Source organism: Pontibacter korlensis (assembly GCF_000973725.1).
Lineage (GTDB): Bacteria > Bacteroidota > Bacteroidia > Cytophagales > Hymenobacteraceae > Pontibacter > Pontibacter korlensis.
Genome location: NZ_CP009621.1, coordinates 1,807,651 through 1,828,795 on the forward strand (window position 1 = coordinate 1,807,651; position 21,145 = coordinate 1,828,795).

The window sequence follows — 21,145 nt, forward strand, 5'->3', positions numbered from 1 at the left end:
AATATTTCTATTCAGAAACTTGCGGCAAAATTAGTGAATTTCAGTGGAATTAATAATGTAAGTGCTCGCTTGAATCCTGAATAAAGTTTTTTTTAGTACAAAACTATGTAAATGCACCTGCTCTGTTAGCTAACGCAGTTTTAGGCGTTAAATTGGACCTCTTGGAAATGAAGTATGGCAATAAAAAATCCCCGGCCTCTTCAGAAGCCGGGGATTTGCATCAATAAGTAAGGTAATACGCTGACGAATTAGTGCTTGAAGTGGCGAACGCCTGTCATCACCATGGCCATGCCGTGAGCATCGCAGTAGTCAATAGAATCCTGATCTTTGATAGAGCCGCCTGGCTGTACCACTGCTTTTATACCTACCTTGTCAGCTATCTCCACGCAATCAGGGAAAGGGAAGAAGGCATCAGAAGCCATCACAGTCTTACTTACATCGAAGCCAAAGCTCTGAGCTTTCTCAATGGCCTGACGAAGTGCATCTACACGTGAGGTTTGTCCTACACCGCTGGCAAACATCATCTTGTCCGTAGCAAGTACGATGGTGTTAGACTTGGTGTGTTTACATACCTTGGCAGCGAATACAAGTGCCTTTTTCTCTTCGGCAGATGGTGTACGCTTGGTAGCTGTTTTGAAATCTGCCTCAGTCTCGGTTGCCAAATCTTTATCTTGCTCAATCACACCGTTCAGCAAAGTTTTAAACAACTTTGTTGGTAGCTCAACAGGCTTCTGCTTCAACAGAATGCGGTTTTTCTTTGTCTTCAGTAGGTCCAGTGCATCTGCATCGAACTCAGGAGCGATCAATACCTCGAAGAACAACTTGTTCAGCTCTTCGGCCACGGCCATATCAATGGTGCGGTTAGCAATGATTACACCACCGAAGGCAGACACTGGGTCAGAAGACAGAGCATTCAGGTAAGCTTCTTTCATGGTTTCGCCAGTGGCACAACCGCAAGCGTTGGTGTGCTTCAGGATAGCTACTACCGGCTCCTCAAATTCGGTGGCAAGGGCCACGGCAGCGTCCACGTCTACCAGATTATTGTAAGACAACTGCTTACCGTTTAGTTGCTCGAACAGGTCCTCTAGCTTGCCGTAGAAGGTGCCTTTCTGGTGCGGGTTTTCGCCATAGCGTAGTGGCATACTGTTCTGCACGCTCTGCTTAAACGCCTGTATCTCCTCACCAGCATTCATATAGTTGAAGATATGTGTATCGTAGTGCGAGGATACGTTGAAAGCCTTAGCAGCGAAACGCTTACGGTCTTCCAGTTCGGTAGCGCCGTCTTTCTCTTGCAGCAGCTCTACCACCTCATCATACTGCTCACGCGAAGACACGATTAGCACATCTTTGAAGTTTTTGGCCGCCGCACGGATCAGGGAGATACCACCAATGTCGATCTTCTCAATCACGTCAGCTTCTGATGCACCAGAGGCTACAGTCTCCTCAAATGGGTAAAGATCTACCACCACCAGGTCAATCGGCGGAATTTCAAACTTCTCGCGCTCCGATAGGTCGCTGTCGTTATCGCGGCGGTGCAAAATGCCACCGAACACTTTTGGGTGCAGAGTTTTAACGCGTCCTCCGAAGATAGAAGGATAGTCAGTCAGGTCTTCTACTGCTACTACTTGTGCGCCTTGCTCTTCCAAAAAAGTCTGAGTACCACCAGTAGAGTAAATAGTAACGCCGTGTTGCTTTAGCAGCTCCACCAGCGGCTCCAGGCGGTCTTTATAGTATACCGAGATCAGCGCGGATTTAATTTTAACGGGTTGCATGAGATTGAAGGTATTGAGTTGATATTTGATTTTAGAGTTGAGATTCCTGAAGCAGCAGCTTTTCTACTATCAGAGGCAGGTGCTGATGCTCTAGTTGAAGTACACGGGCTGCCAGTTCCTCAGGTGTGTCGGTGGGTTGTACCGGGCAGCGCTCCTGAAGTATAAATTCGCCTTTATCGTATTCCTCGTTTATGTAGTGTATGGTAATGCCTGATTCCGGCTCCTGTGCCTGAATTACAGCTGCGTGTACGTTAATACCGTGCATCCCTTTACCACCATACTTGGGCAGCAGGGCAGGGTGTATGTTGATGATGCGGTTCGGGAACGCGCGTAATAGGTTCTGGGGCACCAGCCAAAGGAAACCAGCCAGCACGATCAGGTCGGGTTCGAATTGCTGGATCTGCTCCAGGACCTTATCTGTGTTATAGAACTCGTCTCTGGAAAATAAAAAAGCCGGGACGTGGAAGGTCTCGGCTCTTTTTAGGGCATACGCTTTCGGATTGTTAGAGAACAGGGCGGCCACACGAATTTCAGGGTGGTGCTCAAAATGCTCCAGTAGGCGCTGTGCATTGCTCCCCGAGCCCGAAGCAAAAATGACTATATTTTTCTTATTCTTAGGTTTCAAAATATGGGCTTGCTTTGAAGCTGCAAATATAGTGGGTTCTGCTCAGATGTATGCAAGGAAGTACGAAAGTATGTAGTGCCACAATTTGCTTATTCAGGACTCTTTTTTCCTACATATTACTTGTTTGGTGCGTCCTAGGCTTAAGCAAGAAGCGAAATATAAAGTGAAAAAACAGCAGAAGTGAAGCTGCAGCTGAATATTCGTTGAAAAAGTTGTCCGTCATACTGCCAATAGTCTGGAAGTACACTTTATTAGTAACCAAGGTGCTTAAGGTAATTAGAACTAAAAGCAATAAGATATAGCTGAAAAGTTCACATATCTTGTATTTTGATAACTTAGTTCGAATATAACGGTACTCGCTGCTCACTATTTTTGCCAGAATAGGCCATAGAAAAATCAATGGGAGAGTAAACAGCCTTGTCTCTCTAGCCCAAGTAGTTAAGAATACTACAGCTGTGTTAAGCACCGTGACTAGAAGAAAAGCATTCACAAGTATTCTCTCAGAAGTGGTGAGCCGGTTCCGGCTTAAATAGCTATATAGCAAATAGCTTTGAATGCCAATGGCAAGAAAAAGTGACATGATAGATTCTACTATGAATTTGGGGCTCTGGAAGTTGTAATGAAAATGCAACAAACGTGTCATAAGGTCTTGCTTTGATGACGCCTCTATATCTGTTTCTGCTATGAATATAAACAGATATACAGCATAAGGAATGATTGGCAGAAATATGAAGAAAAGCTTCCTGAGGCAGTGCAGTCGGCTACTGAACATATTAACGGTCATCAAAGCCAAGCCGGGTAAAAGAAGCAGGCTACTTTCCCTAGTAATTAAGCTAAGAGAAAACAACAAAATGTAAAGCAGCCACTTTCCTTTGGTTAGTGCAATTAAGCTGAGGTAGACTAAAAAATAGTGTAAAGGCTCATCATAGGAGTAGATTGGAGGAAAAAATGCAAAGAGTATACTAAAACTAAGAAAGAAACAAACTATACTCAGAACCGCATTTCTTGGGTGATTGCCTATGTAGACCGAATATGAATATATAGATAAGCCACAGAGAAATAGCAAGATGAAGTTCACGACTGTAAAAGACTCACCTTTGCTTAAGCAAGAGTTGCTATCAAGTTGTTCTAACAAGTACGTTGTTAAGGGGCGCTTTGCAAATGCCGGATGCTCTTTGTGGTACTCAACAACAGTTGATAAATACTCATCTGATATGAGAGGTTTCTGCGCGTTTGAAGGCACCTCAAGGTTTATCATACTGTTAACTGACGGCAAGATGTGCAGGAAGAAGCAGAATAGAGAACACATTAGGCTAACCAGAAAAGCATAAATAGAGTGTTTCGTTCTAATGCTACGCTTCGTCTCGTTGCCAAGAATATTTTGAATCATAGTGTACCCCAGCTACTCTCCTTCATAGAAATCAATCAGCGCAGCAAAGTATGTGTCATTCCATCCTTCTGTAATGTCTTCGAATGCATCATCAGGAATGCTGGTATGCCGAAGCTCTGCCGAGGTGCCATGCTCATGTGGGTGCAGTTTGATGGTTACAATAGAAGGCTCTTCCTGCTCTCCGAAGTACCACTGCTGCATAATCTTTTTGCCTTCCTCAAACTCCAGGTTTTTACCCACAATGCTACCTTCCCAGAGCGAGAACTCAGAACCCGGTTCTGTAGACATTTCGGCTGGCTCACCTGTCCATAGCTGTATAGTGTAGGGGTTTGTAAGGGCCGCATACACTTCCTCCGGTTCGGCAGGTATAATAAAATATTTCTTATAGTCTTTCATGTTGATTCTTTGATGCCTATAGCTTTTTACTCCTGCTTTATAGGAAATACTTCTCAATGGCTACAGCCACGCCATCGTCCACACTGTTAAGAGTAACTTCATCCGCTGCTGCTTTTACTTCCTCGCGGGCATTTCCAACGGCTATACCTTTACCTACTTCCTGAAGCATGTGTATATCGTTGTAGTTATCGCCGAAGGCCATTGCCTCATGCATGGCTATACCAAAGCGTTCTTTTAGCAACAGCTCCAACGCAGTAGCTTTGGAAATAACGCGTGGCGCAATCTCCAGGTAAGTGTCTTTGGAGCGGTAAGCATGCACCTGGTCAGCGTAATTATTGTTCAGCTCCTGCTGTAGGGCATCGATTTCGTCGGCAGGCCCCATACACATTACTTTGTGCGCTCCGGTTTCTGCCTGGTGCCAGCTCTCTAGTATAGGTGCTAGGTCTGCTATTACCGGAGATACTTTTGTAACACGCTCCTCACGTTCGGCCCAGTAGTCGAAGGTAGGGGCGTACCAGTTGTCCTGCTCATAAAGGCTTACATGTATATCAGTACCTTTTGCAAAATCGTGGATAGTTTGGCACACAGCTGAAGGTATCTGAACCGAATCCAACGGGATAGGCTTTGTTTTTCCATCCTCAAAATGAATTACATACCCCCCGTTAAAACTGATAAGTGGTTGGTGCAGAATACCCAGCTCCTGCTGCAGGTGACGCATGGCGCTCGGCATACGGGAGGAAGCCAGAATAACAGGAACATCTTTATCCAGATTTTTGAAGGTGTCGATAGTACGCTGCGACAGCTGGCGTTCGCTGTTTAGCAATGTGCCATCTATATCGGTACAAATAGCTCGAAATTTCATGCTAAGTTGTTTGTTGTTGCCTGCAAGTTACAAGTATAGCTATCCAAAAGCCAGTTAACTTCAAGAAGTTAGCTCCCGGTCTTTGCTTTCAGTGACCAGGTATAGCGAAATATGGCCACTTGTTCGCCACGTTCATCAGTGCCTATACTGGTAGCTGTTACTGTTACACCTTGCCCGGCTGCTTTAGTCGTTTCAACAGCTTGCTGTATAAGTTGCCCATCTTGGCAAGTAAAGGTAATTGTGCCCACAGCCTTCTTAGTAAAATCTGCCTCCATGTGCACCACCAGCATTGATATGGCCGGATGAGCCCTATATACATACATCATGCACAAAGCGCCTGTTGACAGCTCGGCGGCCATACTTAAGCAGGCAAAGTAAATGGAGTTGAAGGGGTTTTTATTAATGTACTTGTAAGGTATTGTTACGGATGCCAGCTCAGAGGTGAGGGTAGCAATGCGCAAACCCGCCAGGTAAGCCATGGGTAGTTTAGCCAACAAAAAAAGGCGAAACTTTACCGGTGACCTAACCAACTTACAAAAAGCATCTGCTTGGTTTTGCTGTGACATCAGGAGTAGGTTTATACTTGATATATAAGCTAGGGCTAGGGGAGGAGCCCCCAGCAGCAAGGGTAGGTTTAGCTACACCCTTTGCATACTCCCTCGGCAGAGAAGTGCAGACGCTCTGCTTTGTACCCCTCAGGTAGCACAAGCATAGGTATGTTTACCTCATTAAGGCAAAAGGTTTGCCCGCAGGAGGTACAGTTAAAGTGTATATGGTTATCCTGGTGCTGGTGCTGCGAGCAAGCATCTGCTTTGCAAAGAGCGAACTTAACAGAGCCAGCCACATCGTTGATACTATGGATCAGGCCCTTCTCTTCGAAGGAGTATAAGGTGCGATAAATGGTAACACGGTCGTAGCTGTTACCGATAAGCTTCTCTAACTCCGCATGCGACAGCGCAAAGTCATTCTGCATAAACTGGCGCAGCACCTCCAGCCGACATCCTGTTTTGCGTAATCCATATTCTGATAGCAGCTGTTGCGCTTTGTCCATCTTTATTGCTATTCCCAGTCAACTAACAACATCAAATATACTTACTTACCTCTAAAAAGCAATAAACCTTAAATATCCTGAATGCCTATATAGTAAAAAAAGTATAGAAAAAGCTGAGCAAAAACAGTCCTTTTACGTATGAAAGCTAATACTATTACCTTAAACCTTATAATCATACCTAATATAGAAATGTTAAAATTTTTTAAAATGAAAACAGCTCTACATTTTATTGCGACAGTTATGGCCATTGTGTTAGCAACAGGCATTAGTAAGGCGCAGACAATCAATGAGCCTACTGTAAACGGCACACTTGATGTTATCTCTGAACAGGGAGGACTTGTAGTTGGCGAAGATGTTTTTTGGCAGGCATACATCAACTCTTTTGATCGTGCAGGAGAAGCGGCAAACCTATTGATCAAGCTTCATAATCCAGCGCATAGTGAAAATTTCACACTGTTCTACAACTCAAACAGAGAAGCAACTAATGAGGAAGAAGCTGTTTACGTGCCGGTAACCTTTGAGGACAGTATTGCTATGGTAGGTCCGGAAGGTGGTGAGGAAATGGCAGCTTCATATCAAGAATATTTTAAGATTAATTTTTCGGCACCAGGTACTTACAAGTATGACCTTATTCTGCAGCGCAATGATAATGTTAGACTTGTAACTGTTACAGAGACTGTGGTAGTTGGCACTGTGGCAGGGATCGATGATATGATCGGAGGTACGCGCGTGGCCGTTTATCCAACTGTATCGCAAGGTACAGTGAGACTGAACCTGGGCACCATCCGCAATGCTGATGTAGCTGTGATGGATATCCTTGGCCGCAAAGTGATGGAGCTGAATAAGGCAAACGGTATTGTGGAAATCAACACGCAGAAGTACGCTCGTGGCACTTATTTTGTGAAAGTTATGGCCGAAAACGATGTGGCATCTAGCCGCCTGATTGTAAGATAGCTTTCGCCTTGTTATTAATTACGCTTTAGCCTGGGGTTAGCACTCCAGGCTTTTTTATGCTATAGCAAAAGCATAGAGAGAATACCAGTAAGCATAATAAGCTTATTCAGGTTGCTGAGGAAGGAAAAGTCCCGCTTACGATCGGCCCGAACCAGCTTTATGACCAGCCACACACTTGGGACCAGCACCAATACGATCATGTAAGCATCAAAAAGAAGCTTAGAAGCAGGATGCAGAGCTACAACAATAACAAAGGCCTGGAAGATAGCCAGAAGCGGGTACAGCACTAGTTTGGCTCCGCGCACCCCGGCTACAATAGGTAGAGTCCGGCACTCAAAAGAGGCATCGCCTTTCATATCCTCTATATCTTTAATTATCTCGCGAATCAGGGAAATGAGTAAAGCAAAGAAGGCGTAGCCAAGCGTAATGCGGTTAAGTGTATCGGCATAAACTGCCACCACCAGTAACATAGATGCCGATAGCAAGGCAATAACGACGTTACCAACGAGCAGCAGCTTCTTCAGCCTTGCTGAATAACCCCAGAGTAGTAGTACTGCCCCTAAGTTAATAATTGCCACAGGTATAGAGAGCAGCAGGCCGAGCAATATGCCTACGCCTGATAAAATCATGTGAGCAAACATAGCTCGGCGCCTGCGTATACTTCGGCCTACCAACAGCCTTTCAGGCTTGTTAATGGCGTCGATCTTTACATCGTAGTAATCGTTGATGATATAGCCTGCAGCAGCAATACACACAGTAGAGAGCACCAGCAGCCAAAAATTGGCATCCAGCAGCCTTTGCCATTCTACTCCCGGAGCCAATAAACATGCCTGTACGAGCGCCTGACTCATTACAATCATCACCAGGTTGCGGGCACGTATCAGAGTCAGTATCGATTTCACGGGCTGTAGGAGTGCAGGCTTATTCTGGGGTAAAGTTACGATGTGGTTGCGAGGGAGCAATAAAAAAGCCCCTGCAGAAGGGGCTTTTCCTGTACCAGTAAAGTATAGTTGTTTAGAACTTCTTCACGTTTACAGCGTTGATTCCTTTTTTGCCTTCTACCGTGTCGAATTCTACGCGGTCGTTTTGCTGAATCTGTAAGCCATTTAGGCCGGTAACGTGCACAAAGAAATCTTCGTTTGTCTCGTCCTCAGTAATAAAGCCAAAGCCTTTTGACTCAATAAAGAATTTTACTTTTCCTGTCTTCATAAGAAATTGAACTGTTAATAGTAATTAAACTGATGGTAAACTAAAAATTATTTTCTATATATGCAATAAGGTATTAAGAAAAATCTTCTATATTTTTCGGAAAAAGTCTAAACAAAGTTTAACTACCAATTATCCTGTGCCTTCATAATACTTTCGATCAGTTCCCGCACAGCGCCTCTACCACCGTTTTTAGTGGAGATGAAGGTAGAGATAGCTTGAATGTCCTCAGCAGCATCAGCGGGGCAGGCGCGTAGGCCACAGCGTTGCATTACCTCGTAATCTGGCATATCATCGCCCATATAGGCCACAGTAGCCGGGTGTATGCCTTGCATGTATAAGTAGTCCTCCATGGCCTCTACTTTATCTTCTATCCCCAGAAAGATATCCTCTATTCCCAATTGCTCCAGGCGGCGGCGCACACCAGGCTCGTTTTTACCAGAAATAATAGCTACTCGAAACCCTTGGCTGATGGCATGCTTGATGGCAAAGCCATCTTTGATATTGAATGCTCGCACCTGTTCACCATCGGCAAAGCAATAAAGTAAACCATCTGTCAACACGCCGTCTACATCAAAAATAAAGGTGTTGATGCGGGTAAGGTCTGTTTGGGTAATGGACATATGTTTGAGTTATAGAAAAGAGAATTAAGCAAAAACCAACTCGGCTCTTACGCCTGAAAAAAGAAAAAGGCTCTTTGTCAGAAAGAGCCTTTAAAAATATAGATAATTTCTAATTTATGCTGAGAGTGCGGGTTTTAATCTTGGTTATCGCGCCATTCATAAACCCAAGCCGCCTGAATTTGCTCCAGGTGACCTTCATTAGCCTCTTCGCGCTTGCCTTCAAAGTTTGGCAAAGACAGTACCCACTCCAGTAGGTCTGTAAAGCGGATGCGGTAAATCTTTGATTCAGTAAAATCGTCGCCAAACTTCTCATAAAGGGCCATGGCGATGTCCTCGTAATCGTTCCAGTGTATTGGTGGCTCGTAGCTCATACTTCTTATTTGTTATCTTATACCACTTGCCGCGCTCACGCGCGGTAAATGCTTATTGTGTTTTCTATTCAGATTAATGACCCAAAAAATCTTGTTCTGGAATGGTTACCACGACATCCTCGTTGCCTTGTACCACACACTGGCAGCCCAGGCGGGAGTTAATACGAGGATCGATAGCGCGGTCTATGTAATCTTCTTCCTTATCGGAAATTTCTGGCAGGTCATCCATGCCGGCCTCGATATACACATGGCAGGTACTGCAACCGCATACACCACCACAGTTGTGCTGCAGCTTAATATTATTGTTCAGGGCTACATCCAACACTGATTCACCTTCTACAGCCGGATGTGTCTCGTCTGGAGAGCCGTCAGCGAACTTAAACGTTATATTTACAACTTTCATGTCTGTGTCTTTATGCTAAAGTGCAAAGTTACAAAGCCAGAAAGCCTAATCAAAGTATACCTTTGTTATCCACTGGCAGTAGTTTAACAGGTAATAGCAGAAAATGGTTAGCTATTGTCTGCAGTGGCCTGTATACTGTGCGTGAGCAGCCTGTATAATTCTTGCAGGCGGGGGTGTTGCTGTAGCATGTGCAGGTGCTCCTGAATAACATTCTCGTCATGGCGTATAGCGGGGCCTGTTTGCACGGTGTAAGGGTTGTGTTGCATGGCTTTGGCTATAGTCTCCTGTATCAGAGGGTGCAGCAGGTGGTGTGGCAGATTTGCTTCCTGCAGTATCTGTTGGCTGATGCCCAGCAGGTGATTGGTGAAGTTACAGGCAAACACAGCAGCCAGGTGCAGCTGCTTTCTGCTATCTGATGCAACTGCTTCTATCGTCTTGCTTATAGATTGCGCCAGCGCCACTAGTTCTTGCAAAGTCGCACTATCCTGAGCCTCTACCAGCATTGGCACTTGCTTAAAATCAACTGCTTTGGTTTTGGAAAAAGTCTGAAGCGGATAGAACACTCCTTTGCGGGCATTAGCTATGGCATTAAGTATAGCGAGAGGTTGAGAGCCAGAAGTATGTGCCACCACTGTGCCTGGTGCCACCTGTAGTGCTGATGCTACAGGTGCTAGCGCTGCGTCCGGAACAGCAATCAACACTATATCTACAGGTATAGTGTTGAGGTCAAGCGTAGCTATGGGCTGTGCCTGTGACAGAAGCTGAGCTAGTTCTTCACGATGTGTTGCAGTACGGCTGTAGACAGCGGTTAGTGTGTGTCCTGCTGCTTGTAGTGCCTGCGCCAGGTGCCAGGCCACGTTTCCTGCACCAATCATAGCTATGTTCATACTTCTGTTGGTTTTGTGCTTACTGCCTTGGCAAGTTAAATTGCCGGTGCTATAAAACAAAAAAGCCTTTGCTACACTAGCAAAGGCTTTTCATATAGTTCTATACAGGCAGTTAATTACGCTGCCTGTACTTTTCTTTTCTGTTTAGGAGCTGCTGGCTTGGCTTTATTTCCGCCATTGTCTTTGCGACGAACAATAGCCATCACAAATCCTATTGACATAACAATTGTACCGATCCACAGAATGTTCACGAATGGTTTCTCTACTGCCTTTAGGATGATGTAGTCCTTCTGCGAGGCGTTTATTCCAATTTTGAACTTGTTATTTTCAGTGTCGATGTTCATGAACGTAAGGCGTAAACCAAGGTCGGCAACTTCTTCCGGTACACGGCCTAGCATCTGGTTCTTGATCATCAGCACTGGGTGCGCATGATATTCTTTGCGCTCACCGAAGATCTTGAAGTCAGCCTGTACAGCCACGTCGCCTGCCTCTAGTGCTACACCTGGTACCTGCTTTATCTGCTCAACACCATTGAAGACAGCTATATAGTCGTTCAGGATGATGGTATCACCGGCAGCAAGATCATACTCCTGCAACTCGCCCCACTCTTTCTCCTCATTTGGATCCGGGATGGAAGACACGTGCGTGTATAAATCTTTATTAGCAAAGTGCTTGATATCCGGAGAGGCTAATAGGCCCATGTTCGGGTTTACCTGCGCACGTGGGTAAAGCGTAAAGGTATTATCGCCTTCGCGCTCCTTGTACTGTACCTGGTAGTAGGTGTTCTCCGGAGAGTAAAGCTCCAGTGTATCGCCTGTCTCATAGTATACTTTGTCTTCTACCTTAATCGGCCCGCGTGCAATGGCTTTGTATGGATCGCTGGTAGGAAAGAGTAACTCGCGGTTTATATAACCTGGTACACCTTTTACCTCCTGGAACTGCCCGTGATAGCTCACGGTGTACTTATCCATATCTACCGGGCTGTTGCGCCACAGCAGTACGTTATCGCGATTAATCTCATCCGGAAACTCTCTGGAGTATACCAAGCCAGAAGTGTTTTGGGAGATGATGTTATCATAGCCAGAAGAGAACAGGATGCCTAGTAACATCAGGGCTATGCCTATGTGAGCCACGGCTCCGCCAGAAAGGCTTATCTTCTTATGAAGCAGGCTTAGGATAATGCTCAGGTTTGCGAACACAGCGAACAGCGAAGCTACCAGCAACACGATAAACACTGGGTTGTCCATTGTTTCGTGCAGCATACCCATCTTCGAAAGTACGATGATTAAGCTGGCAAACAGCAGGGTAAGCATACCTGGTAGCATGATTGCGTCCACGAAACTTCCTTTTTCGCCTTTTCGCCACCACAGCAGCTGACCTATACCGGAAAGTATGGCTACCGCTACACCGCCCCATAACTGAAATTTAGTGTAGTGAGCAATTTGGTCGGCTGGAAGCGCTGCATTAGACTCTATCCCAATAAAGCCCAGGAATGAGTTATAAACCGGTATAGAAGTAGTAAACAGCACCTGGAAAGCAGCCAGACAGAGTACAATGGCACCAATAAACACCCAGAACTCTCCGCTGTAAGTGGTAAGCTCTTTCTCTGTCGTTGGGATGTTCTTCCAGCGGTACGCAAGTAGGGCAACAGCTAGAACTGCAAATGCAGCCAGGTAAGTAAACAGCTGTCCTGACAGGCCTAGGTCCGTAAATGAGTGAACAGAGGCATTACCTAAAATGCCACTTCGGGTAAGGAAGGTAGCGTAAAGTATAAGTATGAAGGAGGTGATAACAAGAATGAAAGACGCCTTCAAGCCAGACCTGCCACGGTTGTAGGCGATCATAGTATGAATGGCACCAACCAGCACTAACCAAGGAATGTAAACAGCATTCTCCACTGGGTCCCAGTTCCAGTAACCACCGAAGTTAAGCGTCTCATAAGCCCAGTAGGCACCCATCATGATACCGATACCCAACGTTACAGCCGCAAAGTGCGACCATGGAAGGGCTGGCTTAATCCACTCATGGAATTTACCCTTCCAAAGGCCAGCCATTGCAAAAGCAAAGGGCACTAAGGTGGCAGCAAAGCCAAGGAACAACGTTGGCGGGTGAATTACCATCCAGTAGTTCTGCAGCAGTGGGTTTAGTCCTGTACCATCGGCTGGCACGAAGTTAGGGTCCATGGCAAATACCGGAGCATCTGACATGAAGTCACGCATCAGGATGAAGGGAGAGGAGCCTATTTTCAGGTCGCCGATCACCACACCCAGAATCATGGAAGTGAGGAAGAGCTGCACAAAAGAGAAGACACCCATCACCGGAGCTTCCCATACTTTAGACGTCTTACCGGTGTTAATCAACACCACGCCCAGCAGCACATGCCAGAAGATCCAGAGAAGGAACGAACCTTCCTGGCCTTCCCAGAAGCTGGAAATCATGTAGTGTACCGGCAGGTGGTTAGAAGAGTGGCTCCAGGCGTAGTAGTATTCATATCGGTGCTCATGGATAATGTTGAACAGCGCAAATATTATCATCATTACGGCAGCTCCATGCACATAAAAAGCCCCGCGTGCCAGCTTGCGCCAGCTATTGTCGCCGGATAATTCTACCGTAGCACGAGATGCCATAAAATATGCATAAGAGGACACAATGGCCGCCACAAAGGCCAGGATCACACTCGCATGGCCAATATCCCCAATCAGCGTATTAATCATCTTTGGAAGTTAGAAAGTTAAAGAGTTAAAAGGTTAGAAAGCTGTACTTTCTAACTATAAGCTAAAGGCTTGCAGTATTCTGCTGGATTTCCTTCTCAACGTATTTAGATGGGCACTTCAGCAGGATTTTATCAGCTACAAACACATTATTCTGCATGTTACCGGTGATAACCACCTGTTCAGAGCGCTCAAAGTCCTGAGGTTTTGGGTTAAAGTACACCACTTTTTGCTCAACCCGGTTAGTGTCTACCAGCATAAAAGTAAAGTAGTTCGGGTCTACAAGCGGGTCGTAGTTCATGCCTACAATATGGCCCTGCATATCTTTTTTTAGGCGGCCCACCACGTGTACCTTTGTCATGTCGCCGTCTTCGGCGCGCTCAATAGCTTCGCCAAAAGAAACATAAGTGCTGGCGTCGCCTACAGAAGACATGATGATAACGATTGCCACGGCAATCACCAAAATCCCAACAATGTGTGTCTTTTTCATCTCTTATAGTTGCGTATAAATTTTATACTTAATGCTCTTATCCTGAAGCCTAACACACATAGTTATAATATAAATCCATGGCAATAGGCTTATTTTATACTTGTTTTCCGAACTATTCGCGCATTTGCTTCTCCAGCTTGCTCACCTTGCGGTCCAGTGTAATCAGGTACACAATCAGGCCAGCCAGAACGGTAAGCAGCACAACCACCACCACGTAAATTTTGCCATCCTGGCGAAGGGTATCAGCCATCTCCACATCATTTTGAGGTGCTGAGGAAAACTCTACCTCAGTTTGATTAGGCTGTGCCTGTACTGGCTGCAAGCCTGCTGTGGCGCCAAGTATAAAGCACCACATGGCTAGTAATCTAAAGAGTTTCATATAAGCGTTGTCTCAGTATTTCTAATCTCGATTTCACGTTCACGATCCAGATTCCCAGAAGTGTCCAGCCAAGCACGGCAGGGTAAAACACTACGCGCAGGCTGCTGTCCATGTCGTAGGTATTAAAGCCAGGATTACCACCATTGCCCGGGTGTAGTGAATCAGTGAGGCGTGGAAGTATAAACAAGAGCGGTATAAGCGCCGCGAACGCAAAAATATTGTAAACTGCGCTAATGCGGGCTCTTTGCTGTTGTTCGCTAAAGGAGCTGCGTAGCACCAGGTAAGCAAAGTAGATCAGCAAGCCTATGGCCGAAGCATTCTGTTTTGGGTCATTGCTCCAGTACTCGCCCCAGGTAAATTTAGCCCACTCCATGCCTGTGATGATGCCCAGCACGCCAAACAGTATACCTACCTTGGCTGCCTCATAGGCTATCACATCATTCTTCACAGTTGGGTTGCGGAGGTATTTTATAGAGTAGACTACCGAAATGAGTAGGATCAGGATCATGCCGAACCACATCGGCACGTGAAAATAGAGGTTACGGATGGTCTCGTTCAGAATAGCCAGCCGTGGTACTTCAGAAAGCATACCGGCTACTACAGTAAAAACCAGTAGTATCACTGCCAGTATTTTCCACCAATTCTTTTTCATTTTATTATGTATGATACCTGGTTTAAGACAAAGGTATAAGGCGTATGCTGTTGTTGCTGTTTTCCGCTTAAGTAGAGCGTTAAATGGCTGTTACAGCTAAAAAAAAGACATTTTTTTGACTAAAAACGTTCTTTTTACTGCCTCTATAAGCACCCCATGTGCGCCCTGAAAGCCTGTTTCCTGTATCCGTAACTTTACGAACGCCAAAGGTACGGGAATAAGATGTAAGAAACAGTGACCACGATCATGTTTATGGCAAGCAGGGTAAGCAGTTCGTCGAGACTAAGGCTACGTTCAAGGCCATCCATGGCGTTTTTTGACATCCGGATGAGCATCAGTAACATGGGCACTATAACCGGGAAGCTGAGCACCGCCATAAGCGTACCACTATTGGCCGCTTTGGAAGCAATGCTTGAGATCATGGTCAGAGAGGTGGAGAACCCGATGGCGCCCAGCATTAAGGAGAGCAGAAACATTGGTACATCCTGCACCGGGTTGCCCAACACAAAGCCGTAAAACACAAAGCAGATGGATGCTAGCAGCAGCATAAGCAGGGTGTTATAGATAATCTTGGCAAGTATAATTCCTTGCGGGCTCACAATGGAGTAAAAGTATAACAGGCGACCCCGGTTCTCCTGCATAAAGCTTTTCGCGATAGCATTAACCGAAGTAAATAGCAGAATGATCCAGAGCACAGCGTTCCATACCGGGGCCACCAGTATATTGGAGCGCATGCCAAAGCTCAGGTAGCACACAAACACCACACTGCCTACATACAGCAGCATACCGTTAAGTGCGTATTTTTGCCGCCACTCCAGCACCAGGTCCTTCTGGATCAGGTATAAAATCTCTTTAAACAGCACAGTCCTATTATTTTGGCACAAAGGTAAGGCACAAAACAGTGGGAAGGTAACTTTTAAGTATAAAAGCACTTTAAGGCCGTTTCTGGCTCTGCTTTAGTTGGCTAGCATCAGGCCGGCAAGGTAAAAACTCCTGCTGCATATGAACTCTTAGTTTTATAGAGTCGTACGCAAGCGTCAGGATCAACTCTACTTAAGTGGCATGGCATATCAAGCAATTGAAGATTACGGCGTTATTGGAGATTTAAATACTGTTGCACTGGTGGGGCTTAATGGCTCAATTGACTTTATGTGCTTCCCTGACTTTGATTCGCCATCCATCTTTGCTGCCATACTAGACGACAAAAAGGGAGGGAGCTTCTCCATACACCCTGTGCACGATGGCATGAGGCACAAACAGCTTTACTTACCGGATACCAACGTGCTGCTCACCAGATTCCTTTCGGAAGACGGTATTGGTGAAGTAACGGACTTTATGCCTGTAGAGGAGCTGAAGCAGGGGCACCAGCTGATAAGGAGGGTGTCATGTGTGCATGGTGATATAACGTTTGAGATGTGCTGTGCTCCGCGATTCAACTATGCTGGTGCAGACCATACTGTTGAGCAGGTAGCCGAGAAAGAGATAGTGTTTTTCAGTAAAGGGCCAGATGGCGTAGTAATTAGGCTTAAGAGCACAATACCACTACAACTGCGGGAGGAAGATGCCGTGGCAACTTTCAGCTTACAGACCGGCGAAAAAGTGGACTTTATTCTGGAGTATAGCACCTGCGATACACCGGCAGCGGTTAATCTGGAAGAGTTTGTAACAAAAAGCCTCTACGACACCATCAGTTACTGGAATAACTGGATCAGCACGTGTACCTACAAGGGGCGTTGGATGGAGGTGGTACACCGGTCAGCGCTGGTATTAAAGCTAATGACCTCGCACAAGTATGGTTCCATAGTGGCAGCACCTACTTTTGGCTTGCCCGAGGAAATTGGTGGTGTGCGCAACTGGGACTACCGTTATACCTGGATCAGGGATGCTTCTTTTACTGTGTATGCCCTGCTACGGCTTGGGTACAAAAAGGAAGCAAAGGAGTTTGTTGATTGGGTTGACAGGCAGTGTGACGACGTTGGAAGCGCCGGCTACCTGCGACTCATGTACAAGCTGGATGGTAAAATGGACCTTGAAGAAACGGAGTTGAGTCACCTGGAGGGGTACAAGGGCTCAAAGCCGATACGGATTGGTAATGGTGCCCATGATCAAATACAGCTCGATATATACGGGGAGCTTCTGGACTCTGTGTACCTATACGACAGGTATGGGGATCGTATCTCGTACGGGTTCTGGCTAGATTTGAAGAAGCAGGTTGAGTGGGTTTGTAATAACTGGCACCGGGAGGATGAAGGCATCTGGGAAGTGCGAGGCGGTACAAAGCAGTTTTTATACTCCCGCATGATGTGCTGGGTGGCTATTGACAGGGCCATTAGAATAGCGCGGCAGCACTCCTATCCGCTGCCACCTCATTGGGAGCAGGAGCGGGATAAAATATTCTCTTCCATTCATGTTGAATTCTGGAATAAGGAGCTGCAGTGCTTTGTGCAGTATAAAGGCGCTGATACTGTTGATGCAGCAACGCTGCTCATGCCCATCATACGGTTCATAAGCCCTAAAGACCCTCGCTGGCTCTCTACCCTCAAGCGCATTGAAGAAGAGTTGGTGTCGGATGCTTTGGTGTACCGCTACCGTCCTGATGAGTCATTTGATGGCCTTTCTGGGGGCGAAGGCACTTTCTCAATGTGTACTTTCTGGTATGTAGAGTGTCTGGCAAAAGCAGGACAAGTAGATAAGGCCCGTTTTTACTTTGAGAAGATGCTTGGCTATGCAAACCATGTAGGGCTGTATGCCGAAATGCTTGGTCTGAAGGGTGACCACCTTGGTAACTTTCCGCAGGCTTTCACGCACCTGGGACTAATTACAGCAGCACTAACTATAAACGACATACTGGAAGGGGAGGAGAACAAGCGAAGGCTGTAAGCTTACTAATATAGGCATAAACTAAGCTGTTCGGCTTTTTAACTTCAATACTGTAACACCCTAAAACAAGAAGAGCACAGGCCATCAGCCTGTGCTCTTCTTGTTTGTGTTCATTTATTTACTCTAGCAGCTTAGTCTTTCCTCTTTTTCTTGTCAGACTTATGCTTCACGATCTTAGCGTCGCGGTAGAAAATAATTTCTTCCGCAATGTTAGTTACCTGATCACCCACACGCTCTAGCTTTTTGATAATGGAGGTTATGGCTAGTGCCTCCGAGATCCTGTCCGGGTGCTCAGCCATAAATTTAGTTACAATGGCATCAGACTTACGGTATACTTTGTTCAACGACTTATCGCGCTTGATAACCATTCTGGCCAGGGCAGTATCGTTATTACGGAACGCCACACGGCACTCTGCCAGCATCGCCAGTGCTTCATCGTACATCGGTAGCACTTTAGTTAGCTCCATTAGTTCAGGATCAGCAGGAGCCTCTAGCTTTTTAACAAAACGGGCTATACCTTCTGCCGTATCTCCAATGCGCTCCAGGTTTGCGTTGATTTTCAGCACGGCTAGCACCAGGCGTAGGTCAACAGCAACAGGCGTAAACAGAGCGAAGAACTTTTCGCACATGCGGTCAATCTTCACATCGAACTGATTTACCTTGCGATCACGCTTAATGATCATTTTAGCCAGCTCAACATCGGCATTCACCATGGCCTCGCGACCGCTTTGCAGTTGATATTCTACCAAGTCCCACATTTCTAGGAGCTTAGTTTTTAGGCGTTCTAGTTCGGTATCTATATGTGGCATATAAGCTTTCTTTAATGAGGGTGAGAATCTACAAATACGGGAAAAGCAGACTTCTGATTAACCAAAGCGGCCTGTAATGTAATTCTGAGTACGATCGTCTTTAGGGCTTGTAAATATTGTTTTGGTCTTGTTGTACTCCACCAACTCGCCCATATAGAAGAAAGCCGTGTGGTCGCTTACACGCCCCGCCTGCTGCATGTTGTGCGTTACGATTACGATAGTATAATCATCCTTCAGTTCGTAAATCAACTCCTCTATTTTAGCTGAGGAGATAGGGTCAAGGGCTGATGCAGGCTCGTCCATTAACAATACCGATGGTGAAATAGCCAGAGCACGGGCAATACACAAGCGCTGTTGCTGACCTCCGGATAAAGCCAAAGCCGATTTATCAAGTTTATCTTTAACCTCATCCCAAAGGGCAGCCTGTCGCAGCGACTTTTCAGCCACTTCCTCCAGTACAGATTTTTTCTTGATGCCCTGTATCTTTAGGCCATACACAACGTTTTCGAAAATGCTCTTCGGAAAAGGATTAGGCTTCTGGAAAACCATGCCCACTTCTTTACGCAGCTCATCTACCCGTATGTCTTTCTGGTAAATATCTCTGCCGTCCAGCAGGATGCTTCCTTCAACCCTAAAGCCATCAATGTAGTCGTTCATACGGTTGAAGGTGCGCAGAAACGTAGACTTGCCACAGCCCGATGGACCAATAAAGGCCGTTACGGCTTTCTCCTCCATGGCTATGTTAATGCTTTTCAGCGCATGAAAGTCTCCGTAGTAGGCGTTGAGGTTTAAGGCCTCGAGTTTATTTTCTTTTTTACTCATATTCAAAGACAAAGGATAAAGGACATAAGGCATTAAGCTGGAGCCAAGCTCACAAATTAACTTGGCTTAAGCGGAGGTACTGCTTTTTGCTACCACCTAACTTTTTTCTGCTGCTTGTTGCGCAGGTAAACGGCAAGTCCGTTCAGCAGGAAAGTAATGAGCAACAGTACAATAATAGCCGCAGCTGCGTTAGTTAAGAAAGCCTCCTGTGGTCTGGAGGTCCAGTTAAAGATCTGGATAGGCAGTACCGTAAACTCATCCAGCGGCGAACTAGGTGTGAAAGGAACATATGCTAGCGCACCAATCACAATCAAAGGAGCTGCTTCACCAACCGCTCTCGACAGCGCCAGAATGATACCTGTAAGTATACCTCCGAAAGAGGCTGGCAGCACCTGGAACCATACTGTTTGCCATTTAGACGCGCCCAAAGCAAAAGAACCATCGCGTATACTGCGCGGTACAGCTTTTATGGCTTCACGGGTCGTCACAATAATTATTGGCAAGATGAGGAGCGATAGTGTAAGCGCACCTGCCAGTAAGCTGCCCCCAAGGCGCATCTGGCGCACAAAAATTTCCAGACCCAGCAAACCGTAAATGATAGACGGTACCCCAGCCAGGTTAGCAATATTTATCTCCAGGAAGTTAGCCATTTTATTCTTCTTGCCATACTCCTCCAGGTACACACCAGCAGCCACACCCAGCGGAAAGGCAATCAGCGTCGTCAATACCAGGATCCAGAGCGTTCCCACCCAGGCAGTAAGGATACCGGCACGGCTCGCTCTGCGTGATGGCAGGCTCGTTATAAAATCCCAATCTATGCGGCCTACGCCTTCAACAACTATATCGATCAGGAAAATAGCTAATACAACCAGCCCTATGAAGGTACAAAAGATGCCGAAGATCTGAAAGGCTTTATCTTTTAGCCTGTTGATGTCAGAGTTAGTCATACTTTTCCTGATATTTCTTTTTGATCCAGAAGCTGAGGTTGTTCAGCGCAAATGTGAAGATGAACAGGGTGATACCTGCCGCAAAAATTGTTCTGTACTCCAGAGATCCCCGAGGCACGTCTCCCAAACTTACCTGCACGATGTAAGTAGTGATGGTCTCGATAGGTACAAGTGGGTTGAGCGTTAGGCGGGGCTGCTGACCGGCGGCAATGGCCACAATCATAGTTTCGCCCACTGCTCTGGAAATGGCAAGTATAACCGACACCACAATACCTGAGGAGGCTGCAGGAACCATTACACCAAACGCTGTTTGCAGCCGGGTAGATCCCATGCCATAAGCGGCTTCACGTAACGAGCGTGGCACAGAGCTGATGGCGTCTTCACTCAGTGAGGAGATCATCGGGATAATCATAATACCCATTACAATACCTGCTGAGAGGGCGTTAAAACCAGCCAGAGAGGGTATAAGTGTCTGAAGAAAAGGAGTAACTACAGTTAGGGCAAAGAAACCGTATACTACCGTTGGGATAGTGGCCAGTACCTCGAGCAGTGGCTTTACTACTTGTTTCATTCGGGCGTGGGCATACTCATTTAGATAGATGGCTATAGTTAAGCCAATCGGGAGTGCCACGGCAATGGCTACGGCTGTGGTGAGCAGTGTGCCCGCCACAAGAGGCATAATACCAAATTTCTTATCAGAGAACAGTGGCGTCCATTCTTTCTCCGTTAAGAACTCTATCAAAGAAACCTCTCTGAAAAAGCTAATGGACTCTGAGAGAAGGACCCAAATAATACCAACTGTGATAAGTATGGTTATGGCGGCAGATAACCACAATAAGCCCTCGATAATTTTTTCTGATGTTCTCAAGGTGCTGATCTGTTTAAGTGCCCCTGCAGCAATAGGGTAAGGTTACT

General features: G+C 46.1%; 22 protein-coding genes and 2 pseudogenes. 3 read left to right on the forward strand and 21 right to left on the reverse strand.

Features of this window, described 5'->3' with window-relative positions; genetic code table 11:
• Positions 1–248: 248 nt before the first annotated feature.
• From purH to PKOR_RS07740, 6 genes are all read right to left on the reverse strand, one after another.
• Complete coding sequence (purH, locus tag PKOR_RS07710; protein ID WP_046310046.1) at positions 249–1,772, reverse strand: bifunctional phosphoribosylaminoimidazolecarboxamide formyltransferase/IMP cyclohydrolase; 1,524 nt, start codon at positions 1,770–1,772, stop codon at positions 249–251.
• Between the two features lie 31 nt (positions 1,773–1,803).
• A complete protein-coding gene (gene purN / locus PKOR_RS07715) occupies positions 1,804–2,397 on the reverse strand; it encodes a phosphoribosylglycinamide formyltransferase (protein WP_046310047.1) in 594 nt (197 codons plus the stop codon).
• Positions 2,398–3,799: 1,402 nt separating this feature from the next.
• The gene (locus tag PKOR_RS07725; protein ID WP_046310049.1) at positions 3,800–4,183 is read right to left on the reverse strand and encodes an SRPBCC domain-containing protein; all 384 of its coding nucleotides are present in this window, start codon (positions 4,181–4,183) and stop codon (positions 3,800–3,802) included.
• A gap of 37 nt (positions 4,184–4,220) precedes the next feature.
• Entirely contained in the window at positions 4,221–5,045 is an 825-nt protein-coding gene (locus PKOR_RS07730) for a Cof-type HAD-IIB family hydrolase (protein WP_046310050.1), read from the reverse strand.
• A gap of 68 nt (positions 5,046–5,113) precedes the next feature.
• Positions 5,114–5,611, reverse strand: a complete 498-nt coding sequence (locus PKOR_RS07735; protein WP_046310051.1) for a DUF4442 domain-containing protein — start codon at positions 5,609–5,611, stop codon at positions 5,114–5,116.
• A gap of 68 nt (positions 5,612–5,679) precedes the next feature.
• Positions 5,680–6,096, reverse strand: coding sequence for a Fur family transcriptional regulator (locus tag PKOR_RS07740; RefSeq protein ID WP_046310052.1), 417 nt, complete (start codon positions 6,094–6,096; stop codon positions 5,680–5,682).
• A 207-nt stretch (positions 6,097–6,303) separates the two neighbouring features.
• Between PKOR_RS07740 and PKOR_RS07745 the strand changes: the two genes are divergently transcribed.
• Entirely contained in the window at positions 6,304–7,050 is a 747-nt protein-coding gene (locus PKOR_RS07745) for a T9SS type A sorting domain-containing protein (protein ID WP_158453751.1), read from the forward strand.
• Between the two features lie 59 nt (positions 7,051–7,109).
• Here the strand turns inward: PKOR_RS07745 and PKOR_RS07750 are convergent, their stop codons facing one another.
• The 11 genes and pseudogenes from PKOR_RS07750 to PKOR_RS07800 form a co-directional block, all read right to left on the reverse strand.
• Positions 7,110–8,012: a geranylgeranylglycerol-phosphate geranylgeranyltransferase gene (locus PKOR_RS07750; protein ID WP_262501852.1), complete on the reverse strand. Its 903-nt coding sequence runs from the start codon at positions 8,010–8,012 to the stop codon at positions 7,110–7,112.
• A 52-nt stretch (positions 8,013–8,064) separates the two neighbouring features.
• The gene (locus PKOR_RS07755) at positions 8,065–8,259 is read right to left on the reverse strand and encodes a cold-shock protein (RefSeq protein ID WP_046310054.1); all 195 of its coding nucleotides are present in this window, start codon (positions 8,257–8,259) and stop codon (positions 8,065–8,067) included.
• 122 nt (positions 8,260–8,381) lie between these two features.
• Positions 8,382–8,879, reverse strand: a complete 498-nt coding sequence (locus tag PKOR_RS07760; protein WP_046310055.1) for a KdsC family phosphatase — start codon at positions 8,877–8,879, stop codon at positions 8,382–8,384.
• Positions 8,880–9,013: 134 nt separating this feature from the next.
• A complete protein-coding gene (gene iscX / locus PKOR_RS07765; protein ID WP_046310056.1) occupies positions 9,014–9,250 on the reverse strand; it encodes a Fe-S cluster assembly protein IscX in 237 nt (78 codons plus the stop codon).
• Positions 9,251–9,323: 73 nt separating this feature from the next.
• On the reverse strand, positions 9,324–9,653 hold the full coding sequence (locus PKOR_RS07770; protein WP_148561647.1) for a 2Fe-2S iron-sulfur cluster-binding protein: 330 nt from the start codon (positions 9,651–9,653) through the stop codon (positions 9,324–9,326).
• Positions 9,654–9,760: 107 nt separating this feature from the next.
• Positions 9,761–10,540 carry a Rossmann-like and DUF2520 domain-containing protein gene (locus PKOR_RS07775; protein ID WP_046310057.1) on the reverse strand — a complete coding sequence of 260 codons (780 nt, stop codon included), beginning with the start codon at positions 10,538–10,540 and terminating at the stop codon, positions 9,761–9,763.
• 116 nt (positions 10,541–10,656) lie between these two features.
• Positions 10,657–13,254 (reverse strand): cytochrome c biogenesis protein CcsA, encoded by a 2,598-nt coding sequence (gene ccsA, locus PKOR_RS07780; protein ID WP_046310058.1) that lies wholly within the window; start codon positions 13,252–13,254, stop codon positions 10,657–10,659.
• A gap of 61 nt (positions 13,255–13,315) precedes the next feature.
• Positions 13,316–13,741, reverse strand: coding sequence for a cytochrome c maturation protein CcmE domain-containing protein (locus PKOR_RS07785; RefSeq protein WP_046310059.1), 426 nt, complete (start codon positions 13,739–13,741; stop codon positions 13,316–13,318).
• A gap of 112 nt (positions 13,742–13,853) precedes the next feature.
• A complete protein-coding gene (locus PKOR_RS07790) occupies positions 13,854–14,120 on the reverse strand; it encodes a CcmD family protein (protein ID WP_052738766.1) in 267 nt (88 codons plus the stop codon).
• Positions 14,107–14,802, reverse strand: a pseudogene (locus PKOR_RS07795) (cytochrome c biogenesis protein); the annotation flags it as partial. The pseudogene PKOR_RS07795 and the gene PKOR_RS07790, both read right to left, overlap by 14 nt.
• A gap of 164 nt (positions 14,803–14,966) precedes the next feature.
• Positions 14,967–15,632 carry a heme exporter protein CcmB gene (locus PKOR_RS07800; RefSeq protein ID WP_235337501.1) on the reverse strand — a complete coding sequence of 222 codons (666 nt, stop codon included), beginning with the start codon at positions 15,630–15,632 and terminating at the stop codon, positions 14,967–14,969.
• 199 nt (positions 15,633–15,831) lie between these two features.
• On the opposite strand from PKOR_RS07800, the pseudogene PKOR_RS25980 reads away from it, so the two are divergent.
• Positions 15,832–16,266, forward strand: a pseudogene (locus PKOR_RS25980) (trehalase-like domain-containing protein); the annotation flags it as partial.
• A gap of 105 nt (positions 16,267–16,371) precedes the next feature.
• Positions 16,372–17,652, forward strand: a complete 1,281-nt coding sequence (locus PKOR_RS07805) for a glycoside hydrolase family 15 protein (protein ID WP_338047514.1) — start codon at positions 16,372–16,374, stop codon at positions 17,650–17,652.
• 131 nt (positions 17,653–17,783) lie between these two features.
• Here the strand turns inward: PKOR_RS07805 and phoU are convergent, their stop codons facing one another.
• The 4 genes from phoU to pstC all read right to left on the reverse strand — a co-directional run bounded on the left by phoU (position 17,784) and on the right by pstC (position 21,098).
• A complete protein-coding gene (gene phoU, locus PKOR_RS07810) occupies positions 17,784–18,461 on the reverse strand; it encodes a phosphate signaling complex protein PhoU (protein ID WP_046310063.1) in 678 nt (225 codons plus the stop codon).
• A 57-nt stretch (positions 18,462–18,518) separates the two neighbouring features.
• A complete protein-coding gene (gene pstB / locus PKOR_RS07815) occupies positions 18,519–19,283 on the reverse strand; it encodes a phosphate ABC transporter ATP-binding protein PstB (RefSeq protein WP_046310064.1) in 765 nt (254 codons plus the stop codon).
• 89 nt (positions 19,284–19,372) lie between these two features.
• Positions 19,373–20,230 carry a phosphate ABC transporter permease PstA gene (pstA, locus tag PKOR_RS07820; RefSeq protein ID WP_046310065.1) on the reverse strand — a complete coding sequence of 286 codons (858 nt, stop codon included), beginning with the start codon at positions 20,228–20,230 and terminating at the stop codon, positions 19,373–19,375.
• Positions 20,223–21,098 carry a phosphate ABC transporter permease subunit PstC gene (gene pstC / locus PKOR_RS07825; protein WP_046310066.1) on the reverse strand — a complete coding sequence of 292 codons (876 nt, stop codon included), beginning with the start codon at positions 21,096–21,098 and terminating at the stop codon, positions 20,223–20,225. The genes pstA and pstC overlap by 8 nt, the downstream gene beginning before the upstream one ends.
• Positions 21,099–21,145: the final 47 nt, after the last annotated feature.